Source organism: Streptomyces sp. NPDC002206 (assembly GCF_053593595.1).
Genome location: NZ_JBSFCW010000069.1, coordinates 1 through 11,170, shown reverse-complemented (window position 1 = coordinate 11,170; position 11,170 = coordinate 1). Strand labels below are relative to the sequence as shown.

The 11,170-nt window shown below is 68.5% G+C and carries 8 protein-coding genes and 3 pseudogenes; 8 read left to right on the top strand and 3 right to left on the bottom strand.

Annotated elements, in window-relative coordinates; all coding sequences use genetic code 11:
- Positions 1-73: 73 nt before the first annotated feature.
- Together ACWCP8_RS40545 and ACWCP8_RS40540 are read right to left on the bottom strand one after the other, a co-directional pair.
- Positions 74-1,105: a helix-turn-helix transcriptional regulator gene (locus ACWCP8_RS40545; protein WP_451121539.1), complete on the bottom strand. Its 1,032-nt coding sequence runs from the start codon at positions 1,103-1,105 to the stop codon at positions 74-76.
- Entirely contained in the window at positions 1,102-1,389 is a 288-nt protein-coding gene (locus ACWCP8_RS40540; RefSeq protein ID WP_451121537.1) for a hypothetical protein, read from the bottom strand. Before ACWCP8_RS40540 ends, ACWCP8_RS40545 begins: the two co-directional genes overlap by 4 nt.
- Positions 1,390-1,883: 494 nt before the next feature.
- Between ACWCP8_RS40540 and ACWCP8_RS40535 the strand changes: the two genes are divergently transcribed.
- The 4 genes and pseudogenes from ACWCP8_RS40535 to ACWCP8_RS40520 form a co-directional block, all read left to right on the top strand.
- The gene (locus ACWCP8_RS40535; protein WP_451121535.1) at positions 1,884-2,765 is read left to right on the top strand and encodes a tellurite resistance/C4-dicarboxylate transporter family protein; all 882 of its coding nucleotides are present in this window, start codon (positions 1,884-1,886) and stop codon (positions 2,763-2,765) included.
- On the top strand, positions 2,762-3,127 hold the full coding sequence (locus ACWCP8_RS40530) for a hypothetical protein (protein WP_451121533.1): 366 nt from the start codon (positions 2,762-2,764) through the stop codon (positions 3,125-3,127). Before ACWCP8_RS40535 ends, ACWCP8_RS40530 begins: the two co-directional genes overlap by 4 nt.
- A 311-nt stretch (positions 3,128-3,438) precedes the next feature.
- Positions 3,439-4,047 (top strand): annotated as a pseudogene (locus tag ACWCP8_RS40525) (transposase); the annotation flags it as partial.
- Positions 4,029-5,478: pseudogene (locus ACWCP8_RS40520) on the top strand (ISL3 family transposase); the annotation flags it as partial. The pseudogenes ACWCP8_RS40525 and ACWCP8_RS40520, both read left to right, overlap by 19 nt.
- A gap of 18 nt (positions 5,479-5,496) precedes the next feature.
- Here ACWCP8_RS40520 and ACWCP8_RS40515 read toward each other — a convergent pair.
- The gene (locus ACWCP8_RS40515) at positions 5,497-5,688 is read right to left on the bottom strand and encodes a DUF6368 family protein (protein ID WP_451121531.1); all 192 of its coding nucleotides are present in this window, start codon (positions 5,686-5,688) and stop codon (positions 5,497-5,499) included.
- Positions 5,689-5,743: 55 nt separating this feature from the next.
- Between ACWCP8_RS40515 and ACWCP8_RS40510 the strand changes: the two genes are divergently transcribed.
- The 4 genes and pseudogenes from ACWCP8_RS40510 to ACWCP8_RS40495 all read left to right on the top strand — a co-directional run.
- Positions 5,744-6,286: an effector-associated constant component EACC1 gene (locus ACWCP8_RS40510; RefSeq protein ID WP_451121529.1), complete on the top strand. Its 543-nt coding sequence runs from the start codon at positions 5,744-5,746 to the stop codon at positions 6,284-6,286.
- An 8-nt stretch (positions 6,287-6,294) separates the two neighbouring features.
- On the top strand, positions 6,295-9,060 hold the full coding sequence (locus tag ACWCP8_RS40505) for a caspase, EACC1-associated type (protein ID WP_451121527.1): 2,766 nt from the start codon (positions 6,295-6,297) through the stop codon (positions 9,058-9,060).
- 200 nt (positions 9,061-9,260) lie between these two features.
- Positions 9,261-10,292: a hypothetical protein gene (locus tag ACWCP8_RS40500; protein WP_451121525.1), complete on the top strand. Its 1,032-nt coding sequence runs from the start codon at positions 9,261-9,263 to the stop codon at positions 10,290-10,292.
- Between the two features lie 433 nt (positions 10,293-10,725).
- Positions 10,726-11,076 (top strand): annotated as a pseudogene (locus ACWCP8_RS40495) (transposase); the annotation flags it as partial.
- Between the last annotated feature and the right edge of the window lie 94 nt (positions 11,077-11,170).

Below are 11,170 nucleotides of genomic sequence, written 5' to 3'. Positions count from 1 at the left end.
CCCACCGAGGCGATGGCGGGGCCCCGCCCGGGCCCCCACCGGGGGCCGGCCCCGCCGCATCTCCTTCTCCGGCTCACAGCCAGCCGCGCTTCGCTGCCCGCACCCCCGCCTGGAAGCGGCCGGAGCTGCCGAGTCGGTCTTGCAGGTCCCTGATCCGCCGGCGCAGTGTCCGTGCAGTCACCCCCAGGTGACGGGCAATCGCCTCATCGGTTATTCCCGAGGCGAGCAGCTCGACCAGGTTCTGCTCGGCTGCGGTCAGTCCTTCCTCCTGCGCAAGCGTCTGATCCGGCATCTTTCCCCGGGCGCGCAGCGGGGCGGCCTGTCGCCACAGAGTGTCGAAAAGCGCCTGCAGCGCATCGGTGAGCGTCGAACCGTGCACCACGACCGAGCGGTGGCGGCTGCTGCCCTCACTCCCGGTGAGCGGCAGCAGCGCGGTGCGGCCGTCGACCAGCAGCAGCTTAAGCGGTGCGGCCGGCAGCACCCGAGCTTCTTCACCGCAGCCGATTGCCGCCAGGACGCTCGAGAGTTTCTCGGGGACGTCGAGGCACTCGGCCGCGTAGAGAGTGCGGAAGCGGACGCCGCGGTTGAGCAGTCGGTGTTCGGACCCGTTGCCGGACCCGTTGCCGGACGGGGTCACGTACGGCGGGGCATCGATGCCGCAGGCCTCCCGCTCGGCTCCGGCCAGCAGTTCTGCCACCCGGGCAGCCGCGGCGCCCGTTCCCTCGATCACCTCGAGAATCCGGCTCGGCCGCGCCCGCAGCCGACCGTGCTCGTAGACGACCGACAGCTCCTCGGCGAGCTCGCCGGCCGTGGCGGCGAACCGGTCGACTCTCTCCTGGCGCCGCCGAACGGCCGCACGCATCGCAAGCCGCGGGTCCACCGGCTCCAGCCGCGGCCGGCCTTCCACCGTGCTGCGTAGCAGGCCGAGATCCAGCAGGCGCTCGGCGGCGCCCCGTACCCGCCCCGGTTCGGCGCCGAGCCCATCGGCCCAGCCGATGACCCCGGTGTCGGGGTGGCGCAGTGCCTCCAGGTAGACCCGCCGGTCGAAGTGAGGGACCCCCAACCCCTCCCATTCGGCCTCGGGCACCACATCCGCGTCCCTCATGTCCGCTGTCTCCGCTCCCCGCGCAGCCCTGCAGGCGCGATGAAGGTGCCCGAGTCGGCACAGCTGACCGCGAGGGTGGACGCGGCGTAGGCAACCATGTCCCCGGTGATCAAGGTCGTCGTCGACGGCGTCGCCTCCCTCTCCGGCTCGGGTAGCAGGCTCACCTCCTCCGGCGAAGGTGTCGCCGCCGCGGCACCGGGAAGGCCCGCCGGCGACACGGCGACGACAAGCGCCGCCCCGCCGGCGACGGCCGGGCGCCGCAGCCTCTTACGGGGGATGTGCATGGGATGTTCCCCTCACAGATTCAGAAAATCGCACGTCGAAGTCCCGATGCTCGACAAGCAGAGGACCGGGTACGCCAGGCGATGTAGCGCTGCGCAGAAGCTAGTCGGAAGGACCGGTCCCGCAAAAGAGCCGAACCTGGCAGGTTGTCGCCCTGGCGACAATCTGCCAACTCCTCGACGCGGGAAGGCATGGCGCTCTCTCATCATGAGGAGCCGGCCCATCGCTGCCCCGCGTGGCCCTGCCGTGTTCGCCCGCTCACCATCCCGGGTACAGCCGGGTGGCGGCCGACGCGTCGGTCGGCGCTGCCCGTCTATCAGCGGGCGTCACGCATCACCATGACCGCCGAAGACCTGACGGACGGAGCGGGTGACGGGATTCCCACGGACGGCCGCCCCGAGTGGTGGGGACGAAGACCCATTGATGAGATGAGACGGTGAACCGTCGGGCACCTTGTTGGGGCTTTGATCCGCCCGCCGCGGCCGGCGCCGCCGTCATGGCCACCGGCATCATCTCCGTCGGACTGTATCTGACCGGCCACCAGATCATGTCGCTGAGCGCCCTCGGCCTCGACGAGGCCTTGTGGCTCCTGCTTGCCGCCGCCTTCGCAGACAAGCTGTTCCGCGACCGGGACCGCTGGACGGCAGAGGCCGCAACCCCGCCCGCGCTCACAGCGGTCGCGGCAACCACGGTACTGGGTACGCGGCTCTCTCTGCTGGGGTGGCAGAACGTGGCCGCGGCCCTGCTTGCTCTGGCCGTGCTGCTGTGGCCCGGGCTGCTGATCAATGTCGTGCGTCGGGGGAAGCGCCACATGCCAGGAGGGGTCTTCCTGATCTGTGTCGCCACGCAGGGGCTCGCGGTGCTCAGCGGGAGGCTGGCCGTCGCGTACCGCTGCGACTGGCTCGGTTGGGCAGCCCTGGTCTTCTTCTGCCTGGGTCTGCCGCTGTACGTCCTGGCGCTGACCCGCTTCGACTTCCGGCAGATCTTCACCGGGGCGGGCGACCAATGGGTCGCTGCCGGCGCCTTGTCCATCTCGGCCATGGCCGGTTCCCAGCTCCTGGCGTCCCCGCAGTGGACCGGGAACGGGCACACGGTACTGCGCGCCGCCGCGCTGGCGCTCCTCGCACTCGCCCTCACCTGGTACGCCGTATTGCTGTGCGCAGAGGTCTACCGGCCACGTCTCACCTACGACGTCCGGCGCTGGGCCACGGTCTTCCCGCTCGGTATGACCTCGGTGGCCTCGCTGTCCCTCGCGGGGACGGCAGATATCAGACTGCTCGAGCGCCTGGGCCACGTCCTGCTGTGGATCGCGGTGGGCGCCTGGCTGCTGACATTTGCCGGGCTGATCATGGCTCGCGCAGGAGCCGGCGACCTATGACCGTCCCCACATCCGGGTGCGCCTCCCTCGTCCCGCGGAAAGTAGGACACGCTCTCGGCGTCCACCGGCTCCAGAACGGCTTCGTCCAGCGCGCTGCCGACATCCTCGGCAATCAGCACGTCAGTGCGCAGAGCCGCCAGGAACCCTGGCTCCACCTCGGCACGCACCCTGAGCGGTTCCGGATCCCACTCCCAGGCACCGTCCACACCGTCGAAGCCGCGGTAGTGCAACTCGTAGCAGAGGTACAGGGCGAGCTGGAGCCAGGCCGTTTCGTTTGGATCACCGAACCCGACTACATCAAGATGCCGCGCCACCGGTTGCGGCGGGTCATGCACCGCTCGTCGCTGTTGCGCTGCTGGTAGGTCTCGCGACCGGGCACGTGTGTGGCTCACCGAAGTGATCCGGATGGCCGAGGCCGGCGGAAGCGGCGGGCGATGGCCGATGAGTTTCTCCATGATCCGCAGTCAGAGATCATGGTTGGTGCACCGCAGCCACGAGTGTGGTCGAAGAGTGCACCGACCGAACCCGTTGAGAACCAGACACGAGACACCGAGGAACCTTAGACCGACCGGCAAATGGTGGGAGTTGCCGTTGGCCCGTCGCCTGGACGCAAGGCAGGCACGGGCCTGAGTGATCATGGAGTTCTCTACGCTCAGTGATGACTGGAGGGCCCGTGCCTGCTGTTCCATCTTGCCTGCTCGAACCCCTGTGGGACCAGTTCGCAGCCCTGCTGCCGATGCGGGACGAGTACGCGTCGACCCATCCACTGGGCTGTCATCGCCGCCGGGTGGCGGACCGGGTGGTCTTCGAGCACATCGTGCAGGCCCTGGTGCACGGCTCCGGCTACGAGCGGATACCCAGCCCCGGCTGCTCGGACCGCACGATCCGGCGCCGCGTCAAACTCTGGGCCCAGCTGGGGATATCGAAGCAGGTCCATGCTCTGGCCCTGGAGGCGTACGACCGCGTGATCGGGCTCGGGCTGGCTGAAATATCGGTCGACGGTTGCATCACCAAGGCGCCCTCGGGCGGAGAGAGGGCCGGTCGCTCGCCGGTCGACAGGGGCAAGCAGGGCCTGAAACGGTCGGTGTCCTCCGACGCGGCCGGAGTGCCCCTGGGACTCGTCTCCGCTGGTGCCAACCTGCATGACTCGCCGCTGCTCGGCCCTACCCTCCAGGCTACGAAAGACCAGGTCGGAGCTCTGTCTCAGGAGGTGAACTTCAACCTCGACCGCGGCTACGACAGCACCAGGACCCGGCAGTTGCGTGGTCCTGCCGGGTTCACGGCTCTTACCTGCGGTTTCCCGCTGATGTTCCGAGTGCGGGGCGAAGCGTCGTACTCCAGTTGCGGGTGCGCCGGTTCACCTGCCGGAACGCCGAGTGCGGACGTCGCACGTTCGTCGAGCAAATACCCGGGCTGACCCGAAGGCACGGTCAGCGGACCGACCGGCTGCGCTCGACCCTGGCCGCGATCGCTCTCGCCCTCGCGGGCCGGGCCGGCGCCCGCCTGGCCCACGTCATCGGCGTGCCGATCAGCCGCAGCACGGTCCTGCGGCTTGTCGACGCACTTCCCGAGCCGGGGGTGCCCGCCCCGCGAGTGGTCGGCGTCGACGAGTACGCCACCCGTAAAGGCCGGAACTACGGCACCGTCCTCGTGGACGTTGAAACCCGCGGGCCGGTCGACCTGCTGCCCGACCGGGAGTCGTCGAGCCTGGCCGTGTGGCTGGCCGAACGGCCCGGAATCGAGGTCGTATGCCGGGACCGCGCCCCGTTCTTCGCCGAGGGCGCCACCGCCGGCGCACCGCAGGCCGTGCAGGTCGCGGACCGGTGGCATCTCTGGCACAACCTCAGCGAGGCCGCTGAGCGGAGCATCGCCCAGCACCGCCAGTGTCTGCGCGTCCTGGTCCCTGAGACGCCTGCAATGGCCGAGGCGGAGCCCGACCCTGCAGAGGAGTCGTCCGGTTCGCCGTGGCCGACCGGTCACCGGTTCGCCGACCGAACCCGAACCGTTCACGCGTCCATGCCCTGGTGGAGGCAGGACACAGCCGTCGCGCGATCCAGCGGCAACTCGGCATGACGAGCCGAACCGTCAAACGGTACGCGGACGCCGCCAAGCCGGAAGACCTCTTCACCGGTCAGTGGCAGGCCCGGACCTCCGTCCTCGACGAGTACAAGACCTACCTCGACGACCGCTGGAACGAGGGCTGCACCAACGCCTGGAAACTGTGGGAAGAGATTGTCCCGCTCGGCTACCGGGCAGCTACCAGCGCGTTCGCGCCTACGTCCGCCAGAAACGCACCTCGCCACGGCCCGTGACAGCCCGGCCGCCCTCTCCCCGGGCCGTCGCCGGATGGGTTCTGCGCCGCCCGGAAACCCTGTCCGATGCCGAGCAACTCCACCTGAAGAACGTCCGGGCCAACTGCCCCGAGATCGACGCCCTCACCAGGCACGTCCGGTCCTTCGCGACCATGCTCACCGAGCGCCAGGGCGAGCGACTACCGGACTGGCTCGACGCCGTGAAACAGGACGACCTCCCGAGCCTCCACACGCTTGCCGCAGGTATCGACCGCGACCGCGATGCAGTGATCGCTGGCCTGACCCCGACCTGGAACTCCGGAGTCGTCGAAGGCCATGTCAACCGGATCAAGATGCTCAAGCGTCAGATGTTCGGCCGCGCCGGCTTCACCCTGTTACGCAAGCGTGTGCTTCTGGCCTAAAAACTAGCTGGCCTGCGGCTACTTCAGGAGCCGAAAGCCGGGCTGCCGAGCCCACGCTCTGAGGAATTCCGCTGAACCGTAGGCGGCAGGCCACGGATCCGTCATCGTCGCGATGATGCCTGGAAGGCCGGTCACGATCGGGGCTTGCTCCTCAAGAAGTTCGGCATTGGCGACGCCACCGATCACCGGCTGAGCGTTCCCAAGCGGCATGCGAAGTCGCCCGAAATAGGCCGTGGTCCGTGCGGCTGGGCTGACAGTCCGGGCCGTGGAAGAGGTCGTGCTCCGGCTGGAGAAGCTGCTGTTCCCGGCGATCGCGGACGTCGCAGTGCTGCCGGTAAACGCGGATATCGAGATACTGCGCGTTGGGCCAAGGGCCATCGGGTTCGCATGTGAAAGCGATAATCTTCGCCGTATGGAACTCGCTCTGAAGGTCGATGAGGCGGTCGGTGGCGAATCGGAGGCTCTGCTCCGTTGGCTGCATGAGGAGCAGAACCTCCGTGGGCAGGCGCGGATGTTCATGGGAGGGGTTCAGGCTCCCGGCAGCATGGGCGGCGCGTTGGACGTCGTGAACGTCGTACTCTCCAACTCGCTCGCTCTGGGAAGCCTGTTGACGACCTTGGCGGCCTGGCGCTCCAGCCGCCCGTCACCGCAGCCATCCGTTCGTATCGAGGTGAACGGTGTGCCGGTCACCGTGAACAGCGACGACCCCGAGGTCATCCGTTCCCTCATCGAGACGCTCCGCGGCGCGGCCCCGGACGCCGACCTTGGATCCGACGACCCCGGCACCGCCCCTGCCTCGGACTCCTGAGGTTCCGTATGGCCGACGCGCTCTCCCGCGGCGACGCCTCCAGCGTGGTCCTCATCGGCTGCCACAGTTTCACCGCACTGGAGGATCTACCCGCCGTCGCGAACAACCTCACCGGCCTCCAGGACGTGCTGACCGACCCGGAGATCTGGGGCGTGCCGAAGGACAGGGTCGCGGTGATGGCCCAGCCGTCGAGCGCTGACGACGTCCTCGGCGTGGTTAGACAGGCCGCAGACAGCGCCAGTGACACTCTGGTCGTGTACTACGCAGGGCACGGCCTGACCGACCCGCTGAACTGGGAGCTGTATCTGGCCCTCTCGGAGTCGCGCAAGGGAGACGTCCTCGTGCACTCGGCGCTTCGCTTCGAGTATCTGAGGCGCGTCATCCGCAACAGTGGCGCGAAGAAGAAGGTCGTACTGATCGACTGCTGCTTCAGCGGGCGGGCCCTGCAGGCGGCGATGGACGGCAACGCCACGGACATCGTCGGCAGGGCCGTCGTCGAGGGTACGTATGTCATCGCGGCCGCCGGGCCGACGGCCCTGGCTCTCGCCAAGCCGGGGGAGCAGTTCACCGCGTTCACCGGTGAACTGCTCGGCACCCTGAAGGAGGGTGTGCCGGGTGCCGGTGAACTGCTCGGTATGGAGGCCCTGTTCGGCAGGATGCGCGAGAGACTTCTGGCCGCGTCAGGTCCGTTGCCGGAGAGGATGAACCTCAACACGGCAGGGCAGATCTGCATCGCCCGCAACCGGGCCCTCCCTCCGAAGCTCACGGGCCCACGCCCGAGCGGCGTGGGCCCGGCGATCGCCGCGTCGCAGGTCCGGATCTATTCGGCCGCCGATGACGTGATCGGTTCCGGGTTCCTCGTCGCCGCCGACGTGGTGTGTACCTGCGCGCATGTCGTCGCGTCGGCGCTCAGGCTCGAACCGGACACCACACGCGGGGTGCACGACGAGCGGGTGGAACTCGACTTTCCGCTGCTGGACGGCAGCCCCAGGACCGGAGCAAGGGTGATGACCTGGCGACGCGACGGAGAGGACGTGGCGCTGCTGCGGCTCGACGCGCCGGTCGACGGCAGTTGGCCGGCGCCGCTTGTCGACGCGACCGGCGCATGGGGGCACGCCTGCTCGGTGCTCGGCTTCCCGACCACCGCCGCGTACGGCAGATGGGCGACGGGGACACTACGCGGACACCAGGCACATGGCTGGCTGCAGATGGACACGTCGTCAGAGGTGCATCGCATCGGCCAAGGGTTCGGCGGGGCGCCGGTCTGGGACCGGGAGCTGAGCGCCGTCGTCGGGATGGCGCTCGCCGCGCACGACGGCGAGCGCACCGCGTTTCTGCTGCCGTCGGCCCGTCTGGTCGAGGAACAGATGCTGCACTCGCGGAGCCCCTTTCCAGGGCTGGCGCCGTTCATGGAGGACGACACCGAACTCCTCCACGGTCGCGATGCCGACATCCGCCGCGTACACGCGGCCGTATGTGGCCGGCCGGTGACCCTGGTGTCGGGGCCCACCGGGTGCGGGAAGTCGTCCCTCGTGCGGGCAGGAGTGCTGCCCCGGCTACGGGCCGAGGGCATGAGCGTGTCTGAGCTGCGGCCCGCGCCCCGGATGTCGGCGGCCATGTCACTCGCCACGGCCCTGACCGGCATCCTGGAGCCGGAGCTCGACGTGCGCGACCGGCTCGCCAAGGCGGAGGAGCTGGGACGGCTCTTGGAGACCGGCGTCGACGCGCACGCCGAGCTGCGGGGCAGGATCCTCGCCCGGGGAGGGGGAGCCGGGCACGTCCTCCTCATCGACCCACTCGACGACTACGTGGACGCCGATCCGGCTGCGGCGCGCGACCTGTTCGCCCTGGTCGCCGCCGTGTCGGGCGAGGACGGTACGTCCGTGCTGCGGGTCCTCGCCACCGGACGGCCCGACTCCCTCGGTGCGCTGGTGACGCCCGCTGCGACCGACCTCGTCGGCAACGCCGTGGAGTTGCTCGCCCCGCTGGCCGTCGATGATCTGAAGCGCGTGATATCCGCGCAAACCGGAGACGTTCCGGGGCTGCAGTTCGAGCCAGGGCTGCTGGAACGGGTTGTCGCGGACGCGGGCGACGAGCCCGGGTTCATGCCGCTCGTCCAGATCGTCCTCAACGGGCTGTGGCAAAACCGCACCCGCTCGACGCTCACCCACGCCGCGTACGACTCCTTTGGTGGCGTCACGGGAGTTCTGGTCAGGCACGCGGACGACGTTTTCGCCGAACTGACCGAACGCCAACGGGTGGATATGCGCAGACTGTTCGTTCAGCTGTCCCGGCCCGGCGCCGGCGACCCCTTTCTCCGCAGACCCTCGCGCGCCACTGCTCTCGCACCTGAACTCACCGACACGGCAAGAACGCTGGCCCACAGAAGGCTCGTCGTCCTCTCCCGTGCCGCAGGTGATGCCGCACAGGAGGAAATGGTCGACCTGGCACATGAGGCGCTCACCAGGCTCTGGCACACCGGGAGGCAATGGCTTGTCGAGTCCCACGACCACCGCCTCTGGCAGGAGACGCTGAGGGCTGACCTGATCCGCTGGGAGTCGCAGCATCGCGATCCCGGCCGCTTGCTGCGTGGAGCGGACCTGGCCGAGGCAGAGCTCAGGATGGCATCGAACCCCGACGATATCTCGAACGATGAGCGCGCCTACATCCTGCTCAGCCACCAGTGGCGGCGCCGCGCCCGCCTCAAGCAGGCCGCCATCGGGGCACTGGCCGTTCTGGTTGTTCTCGCCGCCGTCCTGACGCTCTCCATCTGATCATCGACGAAGACGGAGCGTGAATGCACCACAGAAGTTGTGCCAGAACCCGAGACCGGACAGCAGTTGTGCACCAGTGTGGGAGGCAGCCAACACCCACGTGGGAATCGAAATGCTCACGGGTTCCGACAGCGCTGGTAGAGGTGGGCGCCTTCGGGGGGCCGAATCATGGTGGCCGGTGACCGTCTAAGGTCACGTGCATGTCGAGGACCACACCGCCGCGCCCGCTCGATGTCGAGGCGCTTTTCCCGGAGCTGGCGACCCATCGGGGCACTACCACCCGGCTCCATCCGCGCCCGGGGCGACCTGATGTGGCAGCCAGTTCCGTGGGCGGGCCGCTGCTGTGGCCGGTGGACGAACCCTGGCCGGTGTGCACCGAGCCTCACAGCCATGCACGGGGCCGACGCCCGGCGGACATCCACCGGCGGCGGCAGATCCTGGCCTCCGCATGGCTCCGTGAATCGAACCCGGGCCCCACAAACGAGGAACGGCAGCTACTGGAGGAGCTGGACCAGAAACATCGCATTCAAGAAAATGCTGCGACCGATCCACTGCCACTCATCGGCGTGGCGCAGCTGCACCGGAGGGACATCCCCGATCTACCGGCCGGACCGGACGACTGCGATCTACTCCAGGTGTTCTGGTGCCCCTTCGACGCACACGGGCCGACCCGTTACGGCATGCTGCTCGACCTGCGCTGGCGCCGGTCGTGGGAGGTCACCGAGGTGCAGACTTCACCGCCACAGCCGCAGGTCGTCGGCTTCGAGGGTTACGTGCCCGAGCCGTGCGTGCTGCATCCGGAGCAGGTGGCCACCTACCCGTTCGGCGGCCTCCTCCCGGAGGACCTGTGCGCACGGATCGATGCCTGGGAAGAGGCCCTGGAGGAGGAGGCCGAGCAGTCGGAGGACGAAGACGCCGCCGCGCCAGTGGGCTACCAGTACGACCTGTCCATCCCACCCGGCTGGCGCGTGGGCGGTTTCGCCTCCTGGCATACCACGGACGCGTCCCCCATGAACTGCCTGGCCTGCGCCACACCGATGCACCTGCTGCTGACCATCGACAGCTCGGAATGGGACGGCGGCAGCGGCAGCTGGAAGCCGCTCGAAGAACAAGACTTGCCCACACACCTGTACGCCAAGCCGACCGAGGTCACCGTGGGCCGCTGGGGCGAACTCAACATCTTTGCCTGCCCCAAAGATCCCTGCCACCCGCACCGCTGGAGCATCCAGTAGATCACTCGGTCATGACCACTGCATGCGCTTGAGGGAATCCGTTCTCCTGGGCTGGGGCGTTCGATTGGCGCAGCTGTGGCTGGCGGCCGAGTGCTGTCGTCTCTCGTGAACATCGAACAGTGGCACTGTCTGGGCGCCTTCCAAAGCGCTGAGCAACCGCTGCCCAAACCCGTGAACAAAGCCACCACGCAAACCCGCGGCAGGTGACAACTTCAGTGCCCAGACTGTGACAGCTGTCGCGCTCAGCCTGAGAACAGACCCCAGGTCACCCGCCCGTGTCGGTGACAAATGTCGCGCTCGGTCACATGGGGGCCGGTGCAGGCACGGGTGCGGCCACCGTTGATCATCGCGAGTTGTGTGGACTAACGACGAGACGGTGGCCGCAGGTCACCGCATAGATCCCGTCCAATGGCGGGAGGCGTTCGAGGTGGCCATGGGCCGGATCGCTGGCCGGTTCGCCCGGTACGAACCCCGCCTGCGGGCCGGGCGGTTGGTACTGGGTCTGCTGTCGGACCTGCCTCGCAAGAACTGCTGGACCATCGCAGAGTGGGCCGGGGAGACCAGTCCGCACGGCATGCAGCATCTGCTGTCCCGGGCCGCCTGGGACGCCGACGCCGTCCGTGATGACGTGCGCGAATACGTCGTCGAGCACCTCCATGACGAGGCCGCGGTGCGGGTCGTCGACGAGACCGGAGACGTGAAAAAGGGCATCCACACCGTCGCCGTCCAGCGCCAGTACACCGGTACCGCCGGGGGCCCGCATTTCAATGAGTGCTCGGTAGGGGGGTGTTGGTGGGAGTCTGAGATATGACTGCGTGTCTGCCAGGCCGCCTCGCTGCACAGGCGCTGCGGGCCAAGTTCGATCAGATCCTGCCGCA